General features: G+C 63.3%; 18 protein-coding genes. 6 read left to right on the forward strand and 12 right to left on the reverse strand.

Annotation, left to right across the window (positions count from 1 at the left end):
* Positions 1-240: 240 nt before the first annotated feature.
* The 7 genes from KIH81_RS07635 to KIH81_RS07665 form a co-directional block, all read right to left on the reverse strand.
* The gene (locus KIH81_RS07635; RefSeq protein WP_214304821.1) at positions 241-1,344 is read right to left on the reverse strand and encodes a LacI family DNA-binding transcriptional regulator; all 1,104 of its coding nucleotides are present in this window, start codon (positions 1,342-1,344) and stop codon (positions 241-243) included.
* Between the two features lie 4 nt (positions 1,345-1,348).
* Positions 1,349-2,257, reverse strand: a complete 909-nt coding sequence (locus KIH81_RS07640; RefSeq protein WP_214304822.1) for a carbohydrate ABC transporter permease — start codon at positions 2,255-2,257, stop codon at positions 1,349-1,351.
* Complete coding sequence (locus tag KIH81_RS07645; protein ID WP_214304823.1) at positions 2,257-3,231, reverse strand: carbohydrate ABC transporter permease; 975 nt, start codon at positions 3,229-3,231, stop codon at positions 2,257-2,259. Before KIH81_RS07645 ends, KIH81_RS07640 begins: the two co-directional genes overlap by 1 nt.
* A 58-nt stretch (positions 3,232-3,289) precedes the next feature.
* Positions 3,290-4,603: an ABC transporter substrate-binding protein gene (locus tag KIH81_RS07650; RefSeq protein ID WP_214304824.1), complete on the reverse strand. Its 1,314-nt coding sequence runs from the start codon at positions 4,601-4,603 to the stop codon at positions 3,290-3,292.
* A 175-nt stretch (positions 4,604-4,778) separates the two neighbouring features.
* On the reverse strand, positions 4,779-6,443 hold the full coding sequence (locus tag KIH81_RS07655) for a glycoside hydrolase family 43 protein (protein WP_214304825.1): 1,665 nt from the start codon (positions 6,441-6,443) through the stop codon (positions 4,779-4,781).
* Between the two features lie 114 nt (positions 6,444-6,557).
* Positions 6,558-8,786, reverse strand: coding sequence for an alpha-galactosidase (locus KIH81_RS07660; protein WP_214304826.1), 2,229 nt, complete (start codon positions 8,784-8,786; stop codon positions 6,558-6,560).
* Positions 8,787-8,824: 38 nt separating this feature from the next.
* Positions 8,825-10,192: a glycoside hydrolase family 28 protein gene (locus KIH81_RS07665; RefSeq protein ID WP_214304827.1), complete on the reverse strand. Its 1,368-nt coding sequence runs from the start codon at positions 10,190-10,192 to the stop codon at positions 8,825-8,827.
* A 469-nt stretch (positions 10,193-10,661) separates the two neighbouring features.
* On the opposite strand from KIH81_RS07665, the gene KIH81_RS07670 reads away from it, so the two are divergent.
* The 4 genes from KIH81_RS07670 (at position 10,662) to KIH81_RS07680 (ending at position 14,026) form a co-directional block, all read left to right on the forward strand.
* Positions 10,662-11,921 carry an MFS transporter gene (locus tag KIH81_RS07670; protein ID WP_214304828.1) on the forward strand — a complete coding sequence of 420 codons (1,260 nt, stop codon included), beginning with the start codon at positions 10,662-10,664 and terminating at the stop codon, positions 11,919-11,921.
* 291 nt (positions 11,922-12,212) lie between these two features.
* Positions 12,213-12,341 carry a hypothetical protein gene (locus KIH81_RS12195; RefSeq protein WP_274608213.1) on the forward strand — a complete coding sequence of 43 codons (129 nt, stop codon included), beginning with the start codon at positions 12,213-12,215 and terminating at the stop codon, positions 12,339-12,341.
* Between the two features lie 504 nt (positions 12,342-12,845).
* Positions 12,846-13,376, forward strand: coding sequence for a MarR family winged helix-turn-helix transcriptional regulator (locus KIH81_RS07675; RefSeq protein WP_214304829.1), 531 nt, complete (start codon positions 12,846-12,848; stop codon positions 13,374-13,376).
* Positions 13,377-13,378: 2 nt separating this feature from the next.
* Positions 13,379-14,026 carry a YczE/YyaS/YitT family protein gene (locus tag KIH81_RS07680; protein ID WP_214304830.1) on the forward strand — a complete coding sequence of 216 codons (648 nt, stop codon included), beginning with the start codon at positions 13,379-13,381 and terminating at the stop codon, positions 14,024-14,026.
* A gap of 15 nt (positions 14,027-14,041) precedes the next feature.
* Here KIH81_RS07680 and KIH81_RS07685 read toward each other — a convergent pair whose 3' ends face one another.
* The gene (locus KIH81_RS07685) at positions 14,042-17,437 is read right to left on the reverse strand and encodes an ABC transporter permease (protein WP_236029434.1); all 3,396 of its coding nucleotides are present in this window, start codon (positions 17,435-17,437) and stop codon (positions 14,042-14,044) included.
* Between the two features lie 2 nt (positions 17,438-17,439).
* The gene (locus tag KIH81_RS07690) at positions 17,440-18,141 is read right to left on the reverse strand and encodes an ABC transporter ATP-binding protein (protein ID WP_214304831.1); all 702 of its coding nucleotides are present in this window, start codon (positions 18,139-18,141) and stop codon (positions 17,440-17,442) included.
* Positions 18,142-18,347: 206 nt separating this feature from the next.
* On the opposite strand from KIH81_RS07690, the gene KIH81_RS07695 reads away from it, so the two are divergent.
* Positions 18,348-18,959, forward strand: coding sequence for a TetR/AcrR family transcriptional regulator (locus tag KIH81_RS07695; RefSeq protein WP_214304832.1), 612 nt, complete (start codon positions 18,348-18,350; stop codon positions 18,957-18,959).
* Positions 18,960-19,056: 97 nt separating this feature from the next.
* Here the strand turns inward: KIH81_RS07695 and KIH81_RS07700 are convergent, their stop codons facing one another.
* Complete coding sequence (locus KIH81_RS07700) at positions 19,057-20,091, reverse strand: LacI family DNA-binding transcriptional regulator (RefSeq protein WP_214304833.1); 1,035 nt, start codon at positions 20,089-20,091, stop codon at positions 19,057-19,059.
* Positions 20,092-20,442: 351 nt separating this feature from the next.
* On the opposite strand from KIH81_RS07700, the gene KIH81_RS12200 reads away from it, so the two are divergent.
* Entirely contained in the window at positions 20,443-20,571 is a 129-nt protein-coding gene (locus KIH81_RS12200; protein ID WP_274608213.1) for a hypothetical protein, read from the forward strand.
* Between the two features lie 479 nt (positions 20,572-21,050).
* Here the strand turns inward: KIH81_RS12200 and KIH81_RS07705 are convergent, their stop codons facing one another.
* Positions 21,051-23,282 carry a YhgE/Pip domain-containing protein gene (locus KIH81_RS07705; protein WP_214304834.1) on the reverse strand — a complete coding sequence of 744 codons (2,232 nt, stop codon included), beginning with the start codon at positions 23,280-23,282 and terminating at the stop codon, positions 21,051-21,053.
* Positions 23,282-25,786: a YhgE/Pip domain-containing protein gene (locus KIH81_RS07710; RefSeq protein WP_214304835.1), complete on the reverse strand. Its 2,505-nt coding sequence runs from the start codon at positions 25,784-25,786 to the stop codon at positions 23,282-23,284. The genes KIH81_RS07705 and KIH81_RS07710 overlap by 1 nt, the downstream gene beginning before the upstream one ends.
* Positions 25,787-26,181 lie beyond the last annotated feature (395 nt).

A 26,181-nucleotide genomic window follows, 5' to 3' on the forward strand; every position in this document is an offset into this window, starting at 1 on the left:
ATCAGGCGCTTGCTGGTTGCTTGTTTATCTTGGTCGAAAACATCCTACCCAGGAAGCGCTCTTCTCTTACTCCCTCAACGGCTCAACGACGAACCCACACCCACGAAAACAACACAAGCGCCAAAAATGACTTAATCAAGCCGTAATTGACATGAAGACAGCTGAACTACCCCTCAGCCACCTTGCGGCGACAGCTCCCCTGACAAGGGGAGCCGAGAGTTCAGCAGAGCCGAAAAAGGCCTATGCGGCCGCAGGGGCCGTGGAGCGTCGCACCACCACGTCTGTGGGCATAATCACATCCCGGATGCCGTTGAGGCCGGCGTCGGCGGCGGCCGCGCCCAATCGGTCGAAAGGCACGCGGACGGTGGTCAGCGGCACGATGAGGTCACCGGCGTAGGGCATGTCATCGAATCCGCCCACGGAAATCTGATCAGGAACCGAGACCCCCATCGAAAGCAGTGCGTTGATGGCGTCCAGCGCCACCACATCGGTCACACCGACTACCGCGGTGAACGGGGCGCCGTTGCGGTAGCGGTCCGCGATCTGCTGCATATCCGCGCCGCGGTCGCGCACGAACGGCAAATCCTGCGAGGAGTCATGACGGATGCCTGCCTCGGCGAGTGCGCCGAGGAATCCGCGGTAACGCTCATCGAACACCTCCGAACCGTCCCGCAGGCCGACGAAGAGCATGTCACGATGGCCCAGGGAAATAAGGTACCTGGTGAGTTCATGCATGCCCCGTTCACCGGCATAGTAGATCGTGCTGATGTGTGAATCCAGTCCGAGCCGGGGCCTGGCCAGCGCCACCAGGGACGTACCTACTTTCTGGAACTTATCCGCATATTCGTTGAGCGCATCATCTTGAATGGCGCCCGGATCGTCGTCCGCGGTGATGACGGCCACGCGCGGGCGCTGTCCCAGCAGATCGGTGAGCACCGCTTTGGCGTCCACGCGGGAGCCGGTGTATGCGCCGCCGGTGACGATGACGCGGAACGTCATGCCCCGGTGCACCGCTTCCTCGGCGAGTGCGCTGGCCATGTCGCTGTAGGTGCCGCCGGACAGGGCACGCATGACGAGTGTGATGGAGTTGGGCGGCGTGGTCAGGGCTTGCGCGTGCGCGTTGGGCACGTACCCCAATGCGTTGACCGCCTGCTCGACTTTGGCCCGTGTGGCGTCGGAGACGCGGGCGTTGCCGCGCATCACACGGGAGACGGTGGCCACGGAGACACCCGCGGCAGCGGCGATGTCCCTGATGTTGGCATTGGACGTCTTGGCGGGCCCCTTGGTGGTTTTGACGGTGGTTCCGGTTTTGCCGGCAACCGCGGTATCCATCATTTCGGTCATCACATCATCCCTTCACTGCGCCCAAGGCCACACCGGAGCGCCAGAAGCGCTGCATGAGCATCATAACAACCGCGAGTGGGATGATGGAGACCACCGAGCCGGCGAGCGCGATGGTGGTCGGGTCGAATACGGAGGACTGCTTGGTCTGCATGAAGCTGTACAGGCCGAGCGCGAGCGTCCATTTGTCGGATCCGCGCAGCATGGTGATCGGCAGGTAGAAGTTGTTCCACTGCAGCACGAACGTGAGGATGAAGATGGTGGCGGCCGGCGTGGAGAGCATCGGCAGCACGATCTTGCGGAAGATGAGCAGCTCCCCCGCCCCGTCCACGCGGGCGGCCTCCAGCAGTTCGTCCGGCACGGTTCCGTCGATGTACTCCTTGGCGAGGTACACGTCGAAGGCGTTGACGAAGGATGGGATGAGTACGGCCCAGACCGTGTCCGTGAGGTGAAGCCCGGCGAATAGCAGGTACAGGGGCAGCGTGAGCAGCGCGGTGGGCACGAGGAACGAGGCCATGACGAGCGCCATCTCGATCTTCTTGCCGGGGAAGTCGAACTTGCTCAGCGAGTATCCGGCGGCGAGGGAGATGACGGTGCAGACGATGGCGCCCACGCCGGCATAGAGGATGGAATTGCCCATCCAGCGGAAGAAGATGCCGTTCTCGTAGGTGAACAGCTGGCGGAAGTTCTCGACCACGTGGTTTTCGGCGCCGAACCACAGACCGTTGGTGTTGTAGAGTTCCACGCGGCTTTTGGTCACGGATACGACGAGCCACCACAGGGGCGCGATGGAGTAGAACGCGAGCAGGGCGAGGCAGATGAGGATGCCGGGCCGGCTCCACCTGGACTGATGGGAGACACGGGCGACCGTGCCCGCGGGCTTGCCGTAGCGGGGACGCAGGAATGCGGTTGCCATCACTTCCCCTTCCTGTTGGTCACGCCGTAGACGACGGCGGAGATGGCGGCGATGACGAGCGCCAGCACCACGGACAGGGCGGCCGCGTAGTTGTAGTCGCCGCCCGCGGAGAACGTGTAGTTGTAGATGGTCATGATCGGCGTGAAGTTCGCGGTGACGGTCTGCGGTGAGGCCGAACGGAACAGCAGTGGCTGGTCGAAGAGCTGGAGCATGCCGATCATCGAGAGCAGTCCGGTCAGCAGCAGGGTGCCGCGGATCATCGGCAGTTTGATGGACCAGGCGATGCGCAGTTCGCTGGCGCCGTCGATGCGCGCGCTTTCGTAGAGCGAGGGGTCGATGGCGGTGAGGGAACCGTACATGATGAGCATGTTGAAGCCGATGTTGACCCATAGCAGGAGGTTCGCCATGGAAGCCCACAGCAGTTGTGGGCTGAAGAAGTCCACGGTGAGGCCGAACAGGGCGAAGAAGCGCTTGAGCGGGCCGATGTCAGGCGAGTAGAGGTACACCCACACCAGCGTGGAGACGATGGTAGGCACCATGTACGGCACGAGCAGCAGGAGACGGTACGCCTTCTTGGCGGCGCGTTTGGCCGCATCGAGCAGCAACGCCTCCACGGCGGCGAAAGCCATAATCAGGGGCGTGGCCACGCAGGTGAACAGAGCCACACGACCCATGCCGCTCCAGAACGCCGCATCCTGGAAGGCACGCGCGTATTGGGCGAGTCCGGCGAAGCGCGGGTGCGGTCCGTCGAGGCCGAGCCCGCTGTATTTGAGCTCGAACAGGCTCTTCCACAGGGCGTAGAGGAAGGGCAGGATGAACGAGAAGAGGAACAGAGCGAAGAACGGCAGGCCGAACAGGGCGCCCTTGAGTCCACGGAGGCGATGCCATGAGGCGACCGGGTTCATGCCGCTCCCCTGCGGTGCGGTCTTGCCCACGTTCGCCGGTTCCGCCGGCTTGACTGTGGTGTTCATCATGCCCTCCAACGTTGGCGCTTGTGCGCGCTGAGCTTATGAGTATCAAGTGCGGTCATCATCATGCCTCCCGGACGTTGATGCCCTTGGTCTTCAGATCGTTGACGGTCCATCGTTGCAGGTGGTCGAGCATCTGGTCGCCCGTGACCTGCCTGTTGAGGAACTTGGCCCACTGGTCCTGCAGCTGCTTGTACATGCCGGACCAGTTGACACCGGTGGAGTACGGGGTGGCCGATTCGATGGAATCCTTGACCACCTGCTCGGCGCCCGGCTTGTCCTGGAGGAGCTTGTCCGGCAGGGAATCGGCGATGTATGCGGTGGCGTCCTTCATGGCCGGGAACGTGCCGTTGCCGGTGGTGGGGCTGGCGGCGATGCGCGCGGCCTTGTCGTTCGTGGCGAGCCAGAGGGCGAAGTCAAGGGCCTCCTGCGGATGCCTGGCGCCTTTGGGCAGGGCGTAGCCCTGCACGTTGAGCGGGGAGACGAGCGGAGAGTCGGCGGATTCCTTGGGCCAGTCGTATGCCTTCCAATCGCCTAAAGACTTCTGGAAGTTCGATTGGTAGGCGGACAGCTGCCAGGTGGAGGTGAGGATGGTGGCCAGGTCGCCGGACTGGAAGAACTGCATCAGGGCGTCCCATTCGATGAAGGTCTTCTGGCTGAACAGGTTCTCGTCCACGATGCGTTGCAAATAGTCAACGGCCTTGCGTGTTTCAGCGCCGTTGATGTCGATGACCCAGGAATCACCCTTGACCGAATACCAATGCGCGCCGAACTGCTGGGCGAGCACCACAAGCATGGTGGGATCCTCGCCGGCAAGGTTCATGATCTTGATCTTAGGGTCGGCAGCCTTGAGCTGCTCCGCAGCCGATATGTACTCGTCCCATGTGGTGGGCACCTTGACGCCGTGCTCGTCGAAGGTGCGCTGGTTGGCGATGATGAACTGCGGGCTGAACTTGAACGGGATGGCGGCGAGCCTGTTCGCCACGGTGAACGACTCGACCGCATTCGGATTGAGGTTCGTGAGGTCCGGATTGTACGGGGCGATGTCCTGGATGGTGCCGTCCGCAAGCAGCGAGATGGTCGACTCCATATCCGCCTCGAACAGGTCGGGCACGTTCTGGCCGGCCTTGACGGCGTTGACCAGCGATTCCTCGGCCTTGGTGTTGGTAGCCTGACGGTGGTAGACCACGCGAATCCTGTCCTGGGAACGGTTGAAGGCGTCGGCCTGCTCCTGCTGGCCCTGCTCGTAGCCCCACCATTCGATGGTCACACGGCCATCGGAGGCGGTGGCGGAACCGCAGGCGGCCAAAGGCATGACCGATACGGCTGCCGTGGCGATGATGGCCGCGATGCGGCCCCAACGATGCAAACCCTTCATAACCTTCAATCCTAATTCCTTGGTTCGTGCATTTTGCGTTCCTTTGGGCTCCTCTCTTTGAGTGGAGCTAGCAGCCGCAGGCTGACTGAGGGAAGTCTCAGCTTAGACCACGAACACTCCCCTCAGCCCCGCTCCGCGGCCAGCTCCCCTCAGAGAGGGGAGCCAGTACCTACCGCTACTTCTCCTGGTAGTCGAAGTACTCGAAGTCGGCGTACGACTTGTGGGCGTCGGTGTCCTGGGCGCAGATGCCCACCATGCCGCCGGTGAACGCGCAGCGGAACGGGTTGCTGTGCTTCTCGAGGTAGTCGTCGCTGATGTGGTCGGCCGGCTGGTCGCCGCCGACGGCCTTCCACTCGGGGTTGTCGCCGTACATGGTCTCGCCCTGGGCGATGAAGAAGTTCGCCTTGTCATGGCGGACCTCCACCTTCAGACGCACCGGGCCGTCTTCGAGCGGCACCAAATCGGAGCCCTGGGTGAGATTGCCGTGGTCGTTCTGCAGCACCTGCACCACGCGGCGGTCGGTGCCTTCGGAGTCGAAGGACACGTAGGCGTAGATCCAGTTGTCGGTGTCGTAGAACAGCACCAGACCGGCCTGCTGCTGGTAGTTCTTCGGGTCGAAGTCGAGCACGGTCTCGGCGTCGAAGTCGTAGGACTCCCAGCGGCGGGCGAACAGGGACTGCTTGAACAGGGAGCACAGCGTCTGGCCGCCCTTGAGGCGCAGCCAGCCCGGGCGGGCGGTGAGCGAGTAGTCCTCCTCCGCCACGAGCGCGGTGCGCAGCGTCTTGAAGCTGGATGGGATCGACGGGTCGGTCACCGAGGTGAGCGGCGCGTTCTTCTGCACGTCCCAGTTGGCTTCGAACTCGACGCGCTCGGAATGGTCAGTGTTCTGCGCCACGCCCTGGGAGCCCTTCGGCGCCGGCACTTCGAGCATCGGGCTCACGGAGTCGTTGATCATGCGCGGCCAGCCGTCCTCGGTCCAGTAGATCTTCTGGATGCCGGTCTCGCGGCCGAGCGTGCAGTTGCCGCGCTCGGTGAGAGGACGGGCGCAGATCTGCGTGATGTACCATTCGTCGCCGATCTGCAGGAAGCAGCAGTGTCCGGACTTCTGCAGCGGGTTGGTCGGCTCGTCGCGCGTGGTCATGATCGGGGTGTACGGGCTGTCCTCGAACGGACCTTCGAGGCTCTTGGCGCGGGCCACGGTGGCGGCGTGCATGTAGCCGGTGCCGCCGGCGGCGCACAGCAGGTAGTACCAGCCGTCCTTCTTGATGATCTGCGGGGCCTCGCACACGCCGAGCTTGGTGCCCTTGTAGAAGTGCTTGCGTTCGCCGATGAGCTCCATGGTGTCCGGGTCGAATTCCTGGATCACGGTGCCGGAGAATAGCTGGTGGCCGGGGCGCGGGTCGTAGAGCATGTTGAGGAACCACTTGCGTCCGTCATCATCGTGGTAGATGGACGGGTCGAAGCCGGAGGCGGTCAGGAAATGCGGTTCGCTCCACGGGCCGGTGATGGTCGGCGCAGTGATCACGTAGTTGAGCGTGTTCATGATCGGTCCGAAGGTCTTCACGTCCGTGTAGACGAGCCAGAACTTGCCGTCGGCGTAGCTCAGGTGCGGGGCCCACAGGGAGCCGGAGTTGTAGTTGCCGAGCAGGTTGACCTGGGATTCGCGGTTGACCGGGGCGGCGACCCACTCCCAGTTCACGAGGTCCTTGGAGTGGTAGATGTCGATGCCGGGCCACCATTCGAAGGTGGAGGTGGCGATGTAGTAGTCGTCCCCGACGCGCAGGGCGCTGGAGTCCGGGTGGAAGCCGGGCAGGATCGGGTTCTTGATCATGGTGGTCATGGTGTGTTCCTTTGTTTGTGTGCTCGAATGTTTGAGAACGAATTGGACGAGAGGGGTTTCCGAGACTCCCCCAGTCAGCCACGCTGGTAGCTCTCCTCGGAGGGGAGACAGAAGCTAGGCTTTGACGGCGGCGAAGAGGGCGGCCTGGGCGGGGTTGAGCTCAGGCGGGCGGATGCCGTAGGTGGTCAGGGCGCGGCCGGGCAGGACGATGCCCTGCTCGTTCCACCAGCCGAGCGGCGAGAATCCCACGTTGGCGCCGGAGGCGTCAAGGTCGAGGTTCACGGCCAGCGGGTAGACGCGGTAGTTGGCGTCCGGGTCGAGTCCGGGCAGGTGCACGGGCGCGGTCGGGTACGTGCTGGAGGTGGTGAGCATCGTGTACCGGTAGATCGCAGCGGACTTGTCGGGCTTGACCATGCCGTCCACGCGCACAGCCGGGTCGCACTGGTCGGCGTGCATGCAGGTGTCCTGGGCGAACCATTCGCGGTGCTTCTTGTATTCGGTGACCCACTCCCCCAGCTTGGCCAGCGCCTCATCCGGCTCCTTCAGGAGGTTCCATTCGATGCCCATGTGGCCGAAGAAGGCCATGGCCATGCGCATCTCCTGGCTGGTGGCGCGGTGGGTGGCGTAGGCGGGGCTGTGGCCGATGTGCTCGCCCATCATGCACGGCGGCACGACCAGCGAGGTGTAGCGCTGGGTGTCCTCGCGCTCGACCGGGTCCACGCAATCGGAGGTCCACACGCGGCTGGCGTAGCGCAGGATGCCGAGGTCCATGCGGCCGCCGCCGGAGGAGCAGCTTTCCATTTCGAGGCCGGGGTGGGCGGCCTTGAGGTCGTGCCAGATGCGGTAGACGGCGAGGGTCTGGCTATGCACGGCCGGGCGACCGGTGTACGGGGAGATGCCTTCGGTGACCTGCTTGTTGTGGTCCCACTTGATGTAGTCGATGCCGAGCTCGTTGACCAGGCCGTCGATGGAATCGTAGATGTACCGGTAGGCGTCCGGGTTGCTCAGGTCGAGCACCTGCTGGTGGCGGCCTTCCATCGGCATACGGTTTTCGGTGGGCTTCAGCACCCAGTCCGGGTGGGCGCGGTACGTGTTGGAGTCCGGGTTAATCATCTCGGGCTCGAACCACAGGCCGAATTCCATGCCCTTGGCGTGCACGTAGTCGGCCAGGGCCTTGAGGGACTTCGGCCCGTCGGGCCAGACGTCCTGGGCGATCTGCCAGTCACCGAGACCGGAGGTGTCGTCGCGGCGGGAGCCGAACCAGCCGTCGTCCACCACGTAGCGTTCCACGCCGGAGGCGGCGGCCTTGTCCGCCAGGGCCTTCAGGGTGTCGAAGTTGTGGTCGAAGAACACGGCCTCCCAGGTGTTGAGCATCACCGGACGGGGCTTGGCGGTCAGTTCGGGGTGCAAGGAGCGCACGTAGGAGTGGAATCGGGTGCCGACCTCGTTGAGGCCATCGCCGTAGGCGCCGAAGACCCACGGGGTGGCGTAGGACTCGCCCTTGGCCAGTGCGATCTCGCCGGAAAGCAGCACCTCGCCGCCGCCGATCAGGGCCTGCGTGTACGGCGTGCGCTCCGCGGACAGCAGCGAGTTGCCGCTCCAGGCCACGTGCACGGCGTAGACGTCGCCGCGCTCGAAGCCGAATCCGGGTTCGCCGGCCGCGAGCAGCAGCGAGGCATCGAAGTCCGGACGGCCCACCACGGAGACCTTCTCGATGCGTTCCACGGCGAGCGGACGGCGCTGCGGCTGGCGTTCGCGCAGGTGGTGGCCGGTGGTGGTGAGCACTTCGGTGGCGTTGGCGGGCAGGGCGAAGCCGAGTTCCAAACGGTTCACCGCGAGCTCGCCGTCCTTGAGGTTGCGCACGGTGGCCTGCTGGCGGATGAGTCCGCCCGGCAGCAGTTCGGCGGTCCATTCGAGGCCGACGCCCTGTTCCTCGTCGGCGGCGCTGACGGTGACGGTCGGCACGGTCGCGTCCTTGATGCCGGTGTCCTCATGGCTGTCGATGGCGACGTCGGTCACGGCGAACCTGCAGAACAGCTCCACGCCGTCGCGCGCCACGTTGATGCGGGAGGCTCCCATCCAGCCTTCGGCCTGGGTGGGCAGGACGGACGGCCATGGCGTGTAGTCGAGCACGCCGGAGACGCGCTGCGGGCGAACGGCGTCATACAGCGCAATGGCGGCCTTCGGGTCGGCGAGCGGACGGCCCCAGTGCACGAGGCGCGGCAGCTGGTTACCGGTGAAGGCCAGGGCGAACGCGATGTTCGCGTCACGCTGCTCGGCGTACACCACGCTGATGGCGGTGCCGTCCGAGCCGGCGCCTTCGAATCGTTCGATGGTGGACATATGCACTCCTTTCATATTGAAGAGACGTCGCGCGGCTTTTACTCGGTAACGACGAGGTCGGGATCGGTCACGAAACGGGTGCCGTCGAACTTCGTGGCGGGTCGCTCGTCCGGGCGGATGGCCTTGAGGCGGATGCCCTGGGCGTCCAGGCCGTCCACGTTGCGGATGTCCATGAACACGGTGCGGGACCAGTCGGGCCAGTAGTTCTCGCTGGACTTCACGTCCGGCTCGGCGAGCTTGTCCACGAGGCGCGGGTACTCGGCCGGGATGTCGGATGCCTTGACGCCGCCGATGAAGGTGTAGCGGATGTCGCGCAGGGTCACGTCCCTGATGGGGTGGCTTTCGGCAGCGTCGAAGCGGATGCCGGCGAACTTGGGCTGGCCCTGGATGTCGCTGCCGAAGCCGTGGTGGACGTTGGCCATCTCCTCGCTGTCGGTGATGGTGATGCCGGAGAAGGAGAGGCGTTCGAGGGTGCCGATCTCGGGCATGTGGTCGAGTTCCACGGAGCTGCCCCAGCCGTCCGGCTCATAGCGGTTGTTGAGGATCACGAACAGCGGGCGGGTCACGTCGCGCATGGTGCAGTTGGAGACGGTGATGTCGGAGATGGAACCGCCTTCGGTGCATTCGATCTTGATGCCCTCACGCCAGATGCGGCTGAACGTGCAGTTGGAGACGGCCACGTCGTGGATGTCCCCGATGGACTTCAGCCCGATGCGGACGCCGCCGCAGATGCTGGACAGCTCGCAGTTGGTGATGTGGTAGTCGTGGACCGGGTAGTCCTTGGAGCTGGACTGCAGGCAGATGTTGTCGTCGGTGCCCTGGATGTGGCAGTCGGAGATGTACACGTGCGAGGTGCCGTCGAAGTCGAGTCCGTCGCCGTTGGGCTTGCCCGAGTTGTGGATGTCGATGCCGTGGGCCCAGAAGTACTCGCTGTCCAGCAGGGCGCAGGTCCAGGAGGATGAGTCGACCATCTTGATGCCTTCGAGGCGCACGTGGTTGCAGCGCAGCATGCGGAACATCATCGGACGGTAGATGGAGCCCTCGTTCGGGAAGGCCTTGTTGTTGCCGTTGATTTCGCCGTGGCCGATGATGGCGAAGTCGTGGGCGTCCTCGGCGTAGATGAAGCAGCGGTCGAGATTGTGCTCGTTGCGGTAGCGCTGGTGGTGCACGCCCTCGGCCGCGTAGTCGGCGATGTTCGGGCTGGCCAGGAGGATGGCGGTGACGTCGATGTTGAGGGTCACGTTGGACTTGAGCCGGATGGTGCCGGACATATAGGTGCCGCCCGCAAGGGTGACCATGCCGCCGCCGTTCGCCGCGCAGGCGTCGATGGCGGACTGGATGGCCTTGGCGTTGTTGGTGACGCCGTCGGCAACGGCGCCGTAATCGCGGACATCATGGATGGTCATGGCTGCTTGTTCTTTCCTTATTGTCTTGTAGTGCTGCGCGCATCGTGTTCGGGCGCCGTCGCATGGGCGCCTCGGACCGCTCCGTCACGGGGGCAAGACGACGATCGGCTCGTTCCCGCATGCGTTGCCGCACTGCTTGTTTGCTGCATTCAATGTAACATGTTTCCCTCATATTGTGAAACCAGTTACATGCGACACGCCGAGGAAACATTTTATCAATAACGCATCATCACAGGAGATTGTCGATATCGATTACCGTTGAAATTTCGCCATTTATCAGCATATTCGACATTGCGAAAAACTTTTCCACAAGCCCTGCAACACGCCGTTAACGCTCACAAAATTTGCCCATACGGATTTGCCGTCGTCAGAAATGATGTTACGATGTAACTAATTACAAAACCAAGCACGGCAGCTTGCCAAGGCATCGCGGCCATGCGTTTTTTCCTGAGGAGGGAGAAACACCACAATGAGTAATGCGGAATCCACCAAGACCATGGAGCCGAAGGACTCGGGCAAGTACCCGTGGCGCCCGGTCATCGGTCAGTTCTTCTGCACTATCGCCTTCTACGGCCCGTTCTTCGGCATCAGCGGCATCCTGCTGCCGGCCAAGATCGGCTTCATCGATCCGGCCAACAAGGTGAACCTCACCGCCACCGCAACCACGGTGACCCTGATCATCTCCGTGTTCGCAGGCATCATCTTCGGCGCCCTGTCCGATATGACCCGCTCCCGCTTCGGCGCCCGTACCCCGTGGCTCATCGGTACCTCCGTCGTCGCCACCGTCTGCCTCGTCATCTTCGCCATCAACGACAACACCGCCATCGCCATGGGCGCCTGGTTCATCTACACTGCGTGCTACAGCGCCATGATGTCCGCCGGTATGGCCTGGATGCATGATCTAATCCCCGAGAAGTACCGCGGCTCCGCGTCCTCCTCCTTCGGCATCGCCACCCAAATCGGCCTCAACGGATTCCAGTCCCTGTGCTCCCTGTTCGTCGCCTCCGTGGGCGCCGTGTCCAACGGCGTGTTCGTCACCCTGGTCATCGCCGACATCGCCATGATCATCGCCGTGATCGTCACCGCCGAGCCGTCCAACAAGGACATCCCGCCGGTCAAGCTGGACCTCTCCGCCTTCAAGCAGTTCCTGCCCCCGACCCACGCCGGCCGCGACTACTGGTTCGCCTGCATCTCCCGTCTGCTGTACATGCTGCCTGGTGGCATCGGCACCTACCGTCTGTACACCCTGACCGACTGGATGCACACCTCCGCCGCCTCCGCCGCCAGCTGGATGGCGCTCATGTCCCTGCTGAGCCTGATCTTCGCCGTACTCATGTCCGCTCTCTCCGGCCCGGTCTCCATGCTGTTCAAGGGCGGCATGAAGATCCCGGCTGCCGTCGGCATGTTCCTCGTCGGTGTTCCGTGCTGGCTGCCGCTCATCGTGCAGACCCCGCTCATGTACACCATCTACGTGGCCCTCTCCGGCATCGGCGGCGGTCTGTTCATCGCCATCGACCAGTCCCTGATGACCTCCGTGCTGCCGAACCCGGACCAGGCCGCCAAGGACCTGTCCTTCATCAACGCCATGGGCACCGTCGGCCAGATGCTGGCCCCGCTGCTGGGCGCCTGGGTCTTCCACGTGTTCGGTTACGCCGGCCTGTTCCCGATGGGCTTCATCGTGCTGACCCTCGGTGCGCTGTCCATCCTCGGCATGAAGAACGTGAAGTGATTCCCGCTCTTCGCTGATTCTGACTACTACTCCTGCCCAAGGGGCGTGGCTCGTCATGGCCACGCCCCTTTTCCGTATTCCCCGTACTTTCGTAACTTGGGCGCAATGTTCTCAAACCGGTTCGATTGAGGTGGGAGTAGGAATGGCGGAATTCCGCGCGAAACGCCGATGACCGTGCGGTCACTTGCGGAGGGGGATTCGCCGCGCTATTCTGAAACCGGTTTCAGAAAGAAGCCGAACAAAAAACAGAGCTCAAGGCCCAGGGCCTTGGCCCGACGAAAGGAACACATCATGTCCATCAAGGATTCCATGCTGCGCGGTCTCGCCATGTACGGCGTCAACTCCATGGCCCAGGCCGGCATGTCCAACTCCAAGGTGATGGCCGACATCATCAACGACGTCGACAAGAACGCCCGCTGAACCACCACACCGGCGCTCAACATAGCGCTCCGAGAACGCATATGGCGGCGTTCCTCCCCTGACCGGATACGGTCATGAACAACTGAAGATTCGATAATTCAACAACCGGAGCGAATCCGGGTATAAGTGAATATATCGGACAACGACGTCCGCTTCATTCTTTTTCCGCGCGCATGCGCACCACCACGACACTCCCCTCAGTCGGCCCCGGCGACAGCTCGTCCTGCAATCAATGACGAACTCCGTTCGCGGCCTATTGGCTCGGCTGCCGCCTCGCACATTGCCTACAAACGGCTCTGCCGTTTGCTTCACGGCAATGTCCTCACAGAGGGGAGCCACGAAAACCTGAACACGGCAAACCCGAGGCATCGCGCGTATCGCCACTCATGGACCCGCTGTGGTTCGCTAGGCGAACAAATTAGTTCGCATGCAAACTATACGGCGATACGATGGAATCGAATCGCGGAACATACCCCGCGAAGACCATCATCGGAAGAAGACTCCATGCTGGACAATGAACTGCATTTCCTGCTGTTGCGGGCGTTCAACCATTCCAACCGGCGTATCGACGCGGCCATCAGACGCATCGGCCTGCTGCCCGGGCAACCGAAGATCCTCGAATGCCTCAACGAACGGGACGGCCGCACCGCGAAGGAAATCTGCGCCGAATGCATCCTCGACAAATCGACCATGACCGGTCTGCTCACCCGCATGGAGCGCAAAGGATTGGTCCGCCGCGAGACCAGTAAGTCCGACCGTCGATCGTATCTGGTGTTTCTCACCGAGGAGGGCCGCGGCTACGCCCGCCGCGTGGCCGACATCATGGCCGTCGCGGACGCCACGGCCACCACCGGCATGGATGACGGGGAACAGGAGGCCTTGCGTGAAGGGTTGCGACGAATCATCGCGAATCTCGAACGGGCCGATGCCGCCGAGACCGCGGACCGGCAACTCTCCCACACCCACACCGCGGATTTCCGCACCGGGGATCCGCTCAACGCGATTCGTCACTCCGAAAGTCGAAAAGAGGCCTGACCATGCCATATTTCATCAAGCGCCTGGTCTCGATGCTCGCCGGACTTGCCATCGAATCCTTCGGCATCGCCCTCATCACCAAAAGCAACCTCGGCACCTCGCCGATTTCAAGCATCGCATGGGTGGTGACGCTCAGGTTTCCCTGGATCAGTTTCGGCGTCACCACGTTCGTGATGAACGCGATATTCGTGGCCATCGAGGTCATCCTGCTGCGCCGCGACTTCAAGCCGGTCCAGTACCTGCAGCTGGCGGTCACGTTCTGGTTCGCGGCCACGCTTGACGTGAGCATGATGCTGCTCACCTGGTTCTCCCCCACCGAATGGTGGCTGCGGGGCATCGGCCTGCTGCTGGGCACGGCATTGCTGGCGTTCGGCATCTGCATGGAGGTCTCCCCCAAGCTCATCATGGTGCCCGGCGAGGGCATCGTGCGCGCGTTCTCGATGGTGACCAAGGTGCGTTTCGGCACGGTCAAGGTCTGTTTCGACATCTCGCTGATCGTCATCGCCGGCGTGCTCTCGTTCCTCTTCTTCGGCCGGCTCAACGGCCTTGGCATCGGCACGATCATTGCCGCCGCCATCACGGGGCTCATCGTGAATTTCTTCAACCGTCACATCCGCTTCGTCTCCGCCGTAGAGCCCGCGAACAGGTAGAGCACACCGCTCACGTCACTCCACGGACTTGAGGGCGGCGAGCATGTCCACGGTCCTGAGACGCCGGTGGACTACCCAGCCGAGCGCGGCGAGCACCACGGCGATGAGCACGAGGGGCGCCACGAACGCGAGCCAGCCCAAGGCCGGGTCGAACATCACCTCGTCCGGTGGCACCTCGGTGATGATGTACCGGTGGAGTCCCGCACCGAACCCGTAGCCGGCGAGGATGCCGAGCGCCGAGAGCACGATGGTTTCGCGGTAGATGTACATGGTGGTCTCGTTGGTGTGGAAGCCGAGCACCTTGATGGTGGACAGCTCGCGGATGCGTTCGGAGACATTCAGGTTCGTCAGGTTGTATAGGATCACCACGGCCAGCAGGCCGGCCACGAGGATGAGCACCTCCATGATCTGGTCGAGCGAGTCGACGATGGTGGCCACCTGGTTCTTCATCGTGGTGTTCTGCACCACTCCCCTGACCCCGTCGTTTTTCATGAACCGGGCGCCTTGTTTGCCGGCATTGGCGATGCTCGGGTTCTTGAGACGCACCAGATAGGCGTTCGACCGGTAGTCCTCGCCGAACACATGCTCGTATCCGCCGGAGGACATGACCATGAAATGCCCGATGTACATCTCGGTCACGCCGTCCACGCGCACCTTGCGTTCCGTGCCCGTGGAGTCGGTGACGACGATGGCGTCCCCCGGCTGCGCGTCGAACATGTCCGCCATGCGTTCCGAGATGATGGCGCCGCGGTCGGTGAGCACCTGGGGCGTATGACCCGTACGCGAGCGCAGGGTGATGTAATCGCCGAAATTGTAGGCGTCGTCGGTCACCAGCAGGGTGATGGACTGCTTGTCGCCCTCCTTGCCGGCCGTTTTGGTGAGCTCCTCGTAGCGGATCGGCATGGATTCGCTCACGGCGGACGACTTCATGGCCTTGGCCACGCTTGCGCGCTGCTCGTCGTTGTTATCGGGTTTTTCGGCCACAATGAGGTCGTAGTGGATGAGTTCACCGAACTGGCGTTCGCTGATCTGCCCGATGGACGCCTGCACGCCGAGGCCCGCGGTCAGGAGCGAGACGGCGCCGGCCACGCCGAAGATGGTCATGAATCCGCGTGATTTGTAGCGGAACAGGTTGCGGGCGGTCACCTTGCGGGTGAAGTTCAGCCGGTTCCATAGGGGCTTGATTCGTTCGAGGAAGATCTTCGAGCCTTTGGCGGGAGGCTTCGGCAGGAGCAGTGCGGCCGGCTTCTCCTTCAGTTCGCGGGAGGCGGCCAGGGTGGCGGGCACCACGGCGCTGATCCATGCGGCCGCGAACGCCACCACGGTGATCACGGGGTGGAAGGCGAGCGCGATGCGCGGCATGGTGAAGCCGGTGCTGTAGGCGTGGTTCACGATGAGCGGCAGCAGCGTGTGTCCGGCCGCGACGCCGATGACGGTGCCGAGGGTGGATGCGGTGAATCCGTAGAACGTGAATTTCCTGAGTATGTCCTTGTTGTGGTAGCCGAGGGCCTTCAGGGTGCCGGAGTTGGTGCGTTCCTCGTCCACCATGCGCCCCATGGTGGTGAACGTGACGAGCGCGGCTACGAGGTAGAGGAATACGGGGAAGATCATCGCGAGTTTATTGACGATGCCGGCGATGATCTCGTAGACGCGGTAGCCTTCGGAGGTCAGCCCCTCGCGTCGGCCGTCGATGGAGTAGGCCGGCACTTCGAGCGTGTCCACCTTTTCGCGGGCGAGCCGTATCTGACGTTCGGCGTCCTTGATCTTCCGTTCAGCTTCAGGCTTGGTGTCCTCGTATTCCTGCTTCTTGGCGTCGTACTCGTCCTCGGCCTTTTCGATTTGGCGTTGCCCTTCGATGAGCTGAGCCGCACCGCCCGACGCGGTTCCGGCGGCCTGGGAGATGGCCTGTCCGAGCTCGGACTGCTTGGAGGCGAGCTGTCTGCCGGCGTCCGCGAGCGCCGCCGCGTTCTTCTGGTATTCCGCGCTGCCCTGTTCGAGTTGCGAAGCGCCATCCTGCCATTGCTGCAGGCCGTTCTGGTATTGTGCCAGCGCGTTGTTGTATTGGGCCACGGCATCGTTGTAGTCGTCGAGGGCCTGCGCGTATTTGCCGGCGAGGTCATGGTACAGCGGACCGGTCAGGCCGGTGCTTTCCCATTGGGTCAGCAGCCGTCCGGTCTTGTCCAGCACGGGTTCGACGGCGTCGAGCACGGCGCGCGCCTGGTCGAGTTGGGTTTTGGCCTGGACCAGCTGCTGCCAGGAGGAGCCGAGCTGGCTTTGCCCTTGGGCGAGCTGTTGCGCGGCAGCCGCCAGTTGGGTCTGGGCGGAGGTGATGGTGGAGTCGGCGGAGGCGATCTGTGCCAGTCCGCCGGACAGTTCGGCGAGCGCGGCGGAGGCCTGTTCGGTGGCTTCGATCGAGCCGGAGGCGATCTGGTCCTTGCCGTCTTCGATCTGGGTTTTGGCGTCCGCGAGCTGCTGTTCGGCGTCCGCGAGCTGCTGCTTGGCGTCGTCCACCTGCTGCTGCGCCTTGTCGATCTGCGTGCGACGGTCCTCCTTGATGGAGGCGGCGCGAGCCTTGGGCTGGTTGGCCAGACGTTTGGTGAGCGTGTTCTTGTGGGCCTGCACGCGGTCGCGGTATTCGGCGGTCCAATAGTCCACATCCTGCGTGTCCGTGAAGGTCACGCGGCCGATCATGGCCACGTCGGAGTCGAAGGTGGTTGCGGGCACCACGGCGTATCCGTTGAGCTCGCCGCTGCCTGAGGTGGACTGGCCCATGTTGAGGTTGGAGACGGCCTCGCTGGAGTTCACGAAGCCCACCACGGTGAATTTCGTATGGGTGAGGACGGTGTCGCCGGCGATGTCCGGCTGTTCGTCGATGGCGATGGTGCTGTCGACCGCGAACCAGTCGTGTTCCTTGGCGTCGAGCGCGATTTCGCCGTCTTTGGCCGGCAGCCGGCCTTCCACGACCTGGTAGGTGGAGACCGTGCGCGGCGTGGAGTAGATGCGCAGGCTGTGTTCGCTGCCGGCGATGGTCACGTCCTTGAAATAGCCGAATTCGGCCTGACGCACGCCGTCCGTGGTGCGGATGATGTCCTCGTCGTCCCGGGTCAGCCCGTAGTCGCTGATGACGGTGACGTCCGCGAGGTTGTTGTCTCCGTAGAATTCGGTGCCGGTGATCTGCATGTCCGGCCCGGTGACGAACAGTCCCACGAGGGCGAACGAGCCCAGTGCCATGAGGCTCACGATGGAGATGAACCGTCCTTTGGTTTTGGACAGGGTGATGCGGATGTCCTTCCAGAGCATGCGTTTGCGCGAAGGGCCGTTACGGCGTTTGCGTTTGGCCGCGCGGGTCCGTGTTCCGATGCCCGGACCCTGCGATTCGTCCGGTTCGATGAAGTCCGTGAGATCGGTCATGTTCACCACTCCAGATCCTTGATGTCCATCGGATGCTCGTTTGTTTCGATGGATTTGACGCGCGCATCGTGCATGTGGATCACACGGTCAGCGATGGGCGCGATGGCGGAATTGTGGGTCACGATGACCACGGTCGCGCCTTTTTCGCGGCTCTGGTCCTGGAGTATCCGCAGCACCTGTTTGCCAGTGTTGTAGTCGAGCGCGCCGGTGGGTTCGTCGCACAGGAGGATCTTCGGGTTCTTGGCCACGGCGCGGGCGATGGCCACGCGCTGCTGTTCGCCGCCGGACAGCTGGGCCGGGAAGTTGTCGATGCGGCCCTTGAGGCCCACGTCGATGAGCGTCTGCACCGGATCCTGCGCGTTCTTCACGATTTCGGAGGCGAGTTCGACGTTCTCCTTGGCGGTGAGGTTGGCCACGAGGTTGTAGAACTGGAAGACGAAGCCGATGTCGTAGCGACGGTAGTCGGTGAGCTGGTGGGCGGTGTAGTTCGAGATGTCCTTGCCGTCGATGATGACCTGGCCCTCGCTGTTGGTGTCCATGCCGCCCAGGATGTTGAGCACGGTCGATTTGCCCGCGCCGGACGAGCCGAGGATGATGGCGAGTTCGCCCTTCTCGATTCCGAAGCTGACGTCGTTGTTGGCCACGATGGTGGTGCTTCCCATGTGGTAGCGCTTGAAGCTGTGGACCATTTCGATGTATGCCATGTTGGTGCATCCGTTTCCGTGCGGTACGACGCTGAATAAACAACGTGTTGATTTATTTGCATCGTAAAGCCACGGAAAAACGGGCGTCAATACCCACATTCGCGCAAAACGTCCAATCTGGACACCTTGACGAAAAGTGGTGATTCGGGCTTTAAATCAACAACGTGTTGTTATGATGATGGAGGCATGACGCAAAGGAGGATCACATGGCCGGCAAACGCAACACCAAAACCGAGGCGAAGATCAAGGCGGCGTTCACGTCGCTCGTCCAGACCAAGGGCTTCGACTCGCTGACGGTCAGCGACATCGCACGTACGGCCGGCATCAACCGCGGCACGTTCTATATGCATTACATCGACAAGTTCGACCTACGTCAGCAGCTCATCGACGACGCCATCGACAACCTCACGCAGATCCTCATCGACAACGCTGACGGGGACGGGCAGGTGGTGACGGCGGACGGCAGGGCCATATGCGACGCCTTCAAGGAGGAGTCCATCGCCAAGGCGCTGCACTACGTCAAGGACGATTTCGCGTTCTTCGACGCGATCTCCCATTCCGGCAACGACATGCAGCTCTACGACCGCGTCAAGGCCGTGCTCAAGCGTCTCATCATCACGCAGGCGCAGCATTTCGGAGCCGAGCCGAAGACCAACTACAACGGCATCCCCGCGGATTATGCGATGGAGATCCTGGTCTCCGCCGTCTCCTCCATCATCTGGCTGTGGATCCGCCGCGGCTGCAAGGAGACGCCCGAGCAGATCTGCCGCATCATCGAGACCAATAAGACCACCGCCCCCATCGACGTGCTGTGGTGACCATCGCCGCACACGCCCATGCGCCCGCCGCGTACCATTGCGGCGAGGTGCGGAAGCGATTCGCGACGTCTCCGGTTCACTGCCGGAACGCCGCGGATCAGCGAATCGGCGAGGTTTCGGACGCACGCAGGCGGGGCTTGCCTTGCACCACCTCGACCTGCGGCTGCGGCGGCTCATGGCCGGCGCGCTTGGCGCGCACCTGGTCGTAGAGCATGCGGAAGGCCCGCTCCCCCATCTCGTGGAAGTTCTGGGTGTAGCTGGTCAGCGGCGGCTCCCACATGGCGTCGAAGTCCATGTCATCGAATCCCACCACGCTCACGTCCTGCGGCACGCGCCGACCGGCCTCTCGGAGTCCCTTCATGACCGCGATGGCGATCTCGTCGCTGGCGGCGAACACGGCGGTCACGTCCTTGCGACGGCCCAGGGCCTTGCCCGCGACCACGGCCTTCCTGAGGTCGCCGGCCGGCACGGCGATCGGCGCCGGCACATCGATACCCCGCTCCTCAAGCGCGTCGCGCCAGCCGTTCGTACGGGAGTTGTCGCCGGTCTCCCTGTCCCAGGCCACATGGAACACGGTGTTATGCCCCAGATCCAGCAGATGCATGGTCATCCAGCGGCCGCCATCACGTTCGGCGTTGATGACCTGGTAGTCGCCGTCGCCGAAGCCGCCGCCCACCACCACCGTGGGGATGTCCTTGGGCAGGCATTTGAGCGCCTCGACGCCGGCCCATCCGTATTCGTACACGATGACGCCTGCCGGACGCACGGCCAGGCCCATGCGCACGCGCGCCTCGACCGAATCCATGTCCGACTCGTCGAGCGAGACGATGGTGACGAGGAACCGGCGTTTGCGGGCGGCGGCCTCCACGCCGTGATTGGTGGCGGAGGTGGAGAAGGCGTCCGGATTGGCGGCGAAGACCACCACCGAATCCATCTCCCGGTTGGACAGGGCCCGCGCCACCACGCTCGGCTCGTATCCGAGCTCCTTGATGGCCTCGGCGATGCGGCGGCGCTTGTCCTCGGTGACGTTCACGGTGCCGTTGAGGTAACGGGAGACGGTCGGTGCGGATACGCCGGCCAGCCTGGCCACGTCCTTGATGACCGGGCGTGCGCGCCCCGTGCTTTTCGCCATGTTCTCCCCTTTGAACCGTTACGATGTTTCTCTTTTCCCAACAATAGGAAGACGGCGGCACAAGGGCGACGGCCGATCGAATCCGGGGAATCCCAGAAGTGCGCGAACCATTCGATCCCGACAGACCGCAACGGCGCATATGCATCGGCAGTTGTAACCAAATCGAAAAAGTCTCGAACCGGTTCGATTGAGGTGGGAGTAGGAACGGCGGAATTCCAGGCGAAACGCCGATGACCGCACGGTCACTTGCGAGGGGGGATTCGCCGCGCTATTCTGAAACCGGTTTCAGAAAGAAGCCGAACAAAACAGAGCTCGAGGCCCAGGGCCTTGGCCTAACGAAAGGAACACATCATGTCCATCAAGGATTCCATGCTGCGCGGTCTCGCCATGTACGGCGTCAACTCCATGGCCCAGGCCGGCATGTCCAACTCCAAGGTGATGGCCGACATCATCAACGACGTCGACAAGAACGCCCGCTGAACCACCGGCTTCGCCACGACGCCTAACATAGCGCCCTGAGATACGCCAAACGGCGTCTCTCCCCGACCACACAGGTCGCATAACTGAAGATTCGATAATTCAACAACCGGAGCGAATCCGGTGATAAGTGAATATATCGGACAACGACGTCCGCCCACTTCTTTGTTTTTGGCTCTGTTAAACCAAGATTGACATGACCCTTATTTTTGGCTCCCCTTGTCAGGGGAGCTGTCGGCGAAGCCGACTGAGGGGTAGTCAGATATGGATTATGTCAATCTTGGCTTAACAGAGCCTTGTTTTTTCATAGCAATCAGTCACTACCATTGCGTCTAATCAACTTGTCTGATTGTCGACCACGGCTCGCCTTCGGCCCCTGCAAGAACGGACCGGCCTGCGGCCGGGCTCAATCCGACCTTCGCTCGGCTGCCGCCTCGCTCAGGCTAGGCCTGCGACAGTCCACCGGACTGTCCGCTTACGGCTCAGCCCATTACCCCCGTGCTCGCCACCAGATCGTTGGTGCGGGCCATGGCTCGGCTGATGGGGGTGTAGAGCGGGATGCCGATGAGCAGGGCCACCGCGAGGTAGATGCCCATACGCCCCATCTGCTCCCAATAGGTGCTTCCGTAGAAGCCGGCGACCGTCTCGCGCAGCGCGGTCATGGCGTGCGAGAACGGCAGGTACGGGTAGATCTCGCGGAAGCCGGCAGGCAGCATCTGCACGGGGAACGTGCCGCCCGTGCCGGCGATCTGCGCAATCATCAGGGCTGTGCTCACGGCCTTGCCGATGTTGCCGAACACGGCGGCCAATGTGTAGATGAACACGCTGCAGGCGAATGCCGTCCACCACAGGCACAGCATGAACAGGAACGGGTTCACGGTCTGCACCCGCAGATACAGCAGGTCCCCCAGTCCCAGGATCGTGGTCTGGGCCAGCGCGAACAGCGAGAAGGTCATGCCGCGGCCGATGTACAGCTGCCAGCCCTTCGGATCGCGCAGCGTGGCCACGGTCTTTTCGGACACGTTCGGTTTCATGATGATGCCCAGGAACATCACGCCCACCCAGATGGCCATGAGCGTGTAGAACGGCGCCATGGCCGAGCCGTTGTTGGCCACGGGGAAGATGGCCTTGCGGTTGAGCGTCACGGGCGAGGTCATGGCCGCGGCCAGCGTGTCGGCAGGTTGGTCGAACAGCTTGCGCACCTGGTCCACGCCGCCCGAGGCCATCGCCTCGTCGATGGCGTCCGCGGCCTGGGCGAGTTTGCCGGATTGTTCCGCAAGCGTGTCATGCGCCTCATCGAGTTTGGATGCGGTCCCCGTGATGGTCTCCAGCACGTCGCCGGCGCTCTGTCCGCCGGATTGCGTGGTTTCGGTCACGTCGGCGAGCATCAAACGTGCGTCGGAGACGAGCGCGGCAGCATCCTTGCCGGTCTGCCGCGCCGAGGTGGAAACCTTGCCTATCTGGGTCACGACGTTGGTCTGGTAGGACTTGTCGAGATCACGGATCGACCGGGCCGAGGCGTTGGCCTCGTCGAGGATGTCCTTTGCGGCCTGTTCGGCTGCGGCACCGCCTTCCGCGGCCTTGTCGGCGGCCGCGTTGAGCTTGGCGTCGTATGCCTCGAGCTTGGCGAGCGTCCGGTCCACGTCCTTGATGGCCAGTCCGAGCGCGTGTTTGGCGGCGTCCGTGCGCACCTGTCCCTGCAGTCCGGCGAGCGTGTCCCGGTATTCCTCAAGGCTCGTAATCATCGGACGCACCTTGTCGGTGGAGATGGCGCGCAGTCGCGCGGCCATGTCGTTCGCGGCGCCGGCCGGCTTGCCGAGCGCGGCGGAGGCGTCCGAGCCGGTGGTCTCGAAGGCGTCCGCCAGCGACCCGAGCCCCGCGGACATGCCTGCATTGGTCTGGTCGATGGCGTCGGCGGCCTTGTCGAGCTTGGCCGTAAGGTCGTCGACGTCGATCTGGCGGCCGGCGAGGGAGGACTTGGACCCGCTCATCGCCTTCAACGAGGTCTGCAGCATGGAGGCTGCCGATCGGGTGAGGCCGGCGTAACTGGAGCTCAGTTCGGCCGCCGAGGCGAGGTTCTCGGATTCCTGCCGCAGCGATGCGCTCAGAGTGGCGACGGACCGGCCGCTCTGGTCCGTGTCGAGGTAGTCGAGCACGGAGCCCATCGTGCCGATAAGCGTGGTGGCGATGGTGGAGGTGAGGGTGTCGTTGACTTGCGCCTGCACGGCGGAGGCGCCCTGGTTGGTGACCGTGGAGGCGATCGGGTTCTTCTTGGGGTTCGAGTAGTACACGAGCCGGGCGTGGCGGATGCTGTCGGAGGCTCCTCCCCCGCTGGTGAACAGCGTGAACACGTTCGAGCTGAAGTCCTTCGGGATCACGATGGCGGCGTAGTATTCGCTGCTGCGCACGCCGTCCTTGGCCTCGTTCGCGGTCACGAACGTCCAGTCGAGGTCGTCGTTGGCGCGCAGGGCGTTGACCACCTGGTCGCCCACGTTGACCGCGGCGGGCAGCATGTCACCCTGATAGCCCTTGTCCGCATTGGCCACGGCCACCTTCATGCCGCCGGTGTTGCTGTACGGGTCCCAACTGCCGTAGATGTTGAACCAAGCGTAGAACGAGGGCATGAGCATGAGGCCGATGGAGATGATGAGCGCGATGACGCTGCCGCCCGCGCGCCGGATATCGCCGGTGAAGATGGTCCAGATGTTACGCATCAGCGAATCGCCTTTCCGAGTTTGGTCTGCATGGTCTGCATGAGCTCGCGCATGTCCATGCGGGTTTCCTCCGCCTGACGCGGCAGGTTGAGGTGCAGGTATTCGGCCACGATGAGCGCCACGTCGATGGTCAGCACGGCGATCAGCCATGCCACCAGGAACCCGATGCGCGGGCCGGTGACCATCATCACGGCGAGGAAGGCCACGGGGATGGCCCAGATGAGGTGGAATCCGATGCGCTTGGCGTACGGGTACCAGCGTTCGAACGATGCGGCGCGGCGGCGTACGCCGACGCCCCAGGTCGGGTCGTTCATCATTTTGCGCACGGTGCGCATCACGTTGCGGTCCGCGCCGACCATCTCCACCTTCCTGACGTTGACCAGGTCGGTGTCCGCAAGTTCGCGGGTGAACAGGTCGTTGAGGTTCGCCAATGCCGGACGGCATGCCACGGCCACCAGGAGGAACGCCACGGCGAACAGGGCCGTACGGCCCAGGTCGGTCCAGTAGTCGTTGTCGTAGAAGCCGCCGATCGGCTCGCGCAGCGCCTGGACGCCGTAGGTGAACGGGAGCACGGGGTTGAGCAGGCGGTAGAAGCGCGGCATCATCTCGATGGGGTACATGCCTCCCGCGCCCGGCACCTGGAGAATCAGGATGATCACGCTCAACGCCATGCCGATGTGCCGGAACAGCATGACCAGGTTGTACACCAGCGAGACGTAGGTCATTGAGCACACCATCGTGGCGAAGATGTAGGCGGCGGGGGCCACGCACTGGATGCCGATGAGGAGGTTGCCCACCGAGATCACCACGCCCTGCAGCATGGCGAGCGGCATCATGAGCAGCCAGCGGCCGAGGAACGCCTGCGGTGCGGTGAGTCCTTCGATGCCGTCCGAGTCGGCGTCCTGCCTGAAGAGGGTGAGCGCCACGAACGAGCCCACCCAGCAGCCCACGCTGGTGAAGAACGGGGCGACCGCGGAACCGTAGTTCTTCACCGGGTAGTAATCGCACGAATCCAGCTCCACCGGGGATGCGAGGAATTCGGAGACCGAGTCGGCGTCCACGCCGGACAGGCCCTTGAGTCTGGCCCAGGCCTCGCCGGCGCGCAGCACGGCGAAGTCGTTGCGGGTGCGGTTCACGGACTCGTACACGCGGCCGAGCTGGTCGTCGGTCTGCTTCATCACGGTGGCGGTGGATTCGAGGGTGGCGTCCAGCTGGGTCAGGTCCGAATCCATGCCCTTGAGTTCCTGCGCGGCGCCGCCGACCGCGCCGGACAGACCGGTGAGGCTGGTCGAGACGATGTCGAGTCCCCGGCTTGCCTTGCTCGTGGCCTCTCCGGAGAGGCGCGAGAGGTCTTCGGTCTTCTTCGTGAGTGAGTCGAGCGATGAGGTGATCTTGTCGCCCGAGGCCTGCAGCGATCCGGGAAGCTCGTTGTTGATGCCTTGCAGAGTGGTGATCTGCGCCTCGATGGCCTGCTGGTATTCCTTGGCTTGCCGCAGGGCCTGGGATTGGGCGAGTTCGGGGTCGGATTCCATGGCGTCGATGGCGTCGCCGAGTCGGTCGTTGGCCGATTCGAGGGTGGCGAGCATGCCGTCCACACGTCCGGAGAGGTCGGCGGCACTGCCATTGATGGAGCCGATGGCATTGCCCGCGTGCGAGGAGAGCGTGCCGAGTCCGGTCTGGGCCTGTCCGATCGCGCCGTTCGCGGATTGTCCGAAGGCGGCCAGTCCGCCGCGTGCCGCGCTGATGTCGCTGGCGGTGCCGTCGATGGAGCCGGCGAGCGCGTCCGCACGGCACGCGAGCGCGGTCATGTCCTGTCGCACCTGGGCGATGGTCCTGCGCGAGGAGTCGATGGACGCCTGTGCGTCGGTGATGCCGGTGCGGGCGTCGGCGATGCTCTGCTGGGCTTCGGCGAGCTTGCCGTCCAACGTGTCGGCGGTGCCGTCGAGCTTGTCGTTGGCCGTGCCGGCCTCTTTGGCCAGTCCGCGGGTCACGGTGGCGCTCACGGTGGTGACGAAGGATTCGTTGATCTGCTTCTCCAGGGCCTCGGCACCGGATTCGGCCACGCGCGGCGAGAGCGAGTTGGCCTTCTCGTTGACGTAGAAGTCGAGGCGCGGACGGATGACGGTGCCCTGCAGCACGCTGGTCATGTCCGCGCTGAAGTCCTTGGGAATGATGATGGCGGCGTAGTAGTCGCCGGATTCCACGCCGTCGATTGCCGTGTTCTCGTCCGTGAACCGCCAGCCGAGGTCGTGGTTCTTCTTGAGTTCGGCGATGGTCTGGTCGCCGAAGTTCATGTCCTTGCCGTTGACCGAGGTGCCGCGGTCGTTGTTCGCCACGGCGATCGGCACGTTGCCGGTCAGGGCGTACGGATCGAGATTCGCGGCCACGTTGAGCCAGGAGTAGAGTCCCGGAATCACGCACGAGGCGACGAGCAGCAGCACCGCGAACGGCACGGCGAGCACCCGCCGCGCATCCCGCGCAAACACCTTCCACACATTGCGCATGCCGAATCCTTTCCGGAAAGGTTCCCGTCGAACAAGTTGGACGTTAATCAGACAACAGAGTGTCTATTTAACACGCACACATTATCCGGGATACTTCGGCGCATTGCAATGAACAGAGGCCACGCAGGTGTTCATTTCGCCGGCATGAACGGCATCCATGTCAGGAGGTCAGCCATCGACCGGCACTTGGACGATATGCTCCCACGCGCCTCGAATGACCTGGTTGCAAACAATGATTTACGCCGCATCAACCAGAAGCATTCACGGGCAGCGGGTTTTCCACACATCGACGTGGCCACCAAATCGACTGTATGTTCGCGCGCCAACGAACACAGCGCGAACTTACAGTCGATTCCGATGCTCAAATCCTTTGTATGTTCGCGCGACGTTCGTCA

Source organism: Bifidobacterium miconisargentati (assembly GCF_019331675.1).
Taxonomy (GTDB): domain Bacteria; phylum Actinomycetota; class Actinomycetes; order Actinomycetales; family Bifidobacteriaceae; genus Bifidobacterium; species Bifidobacterium miconisargentati.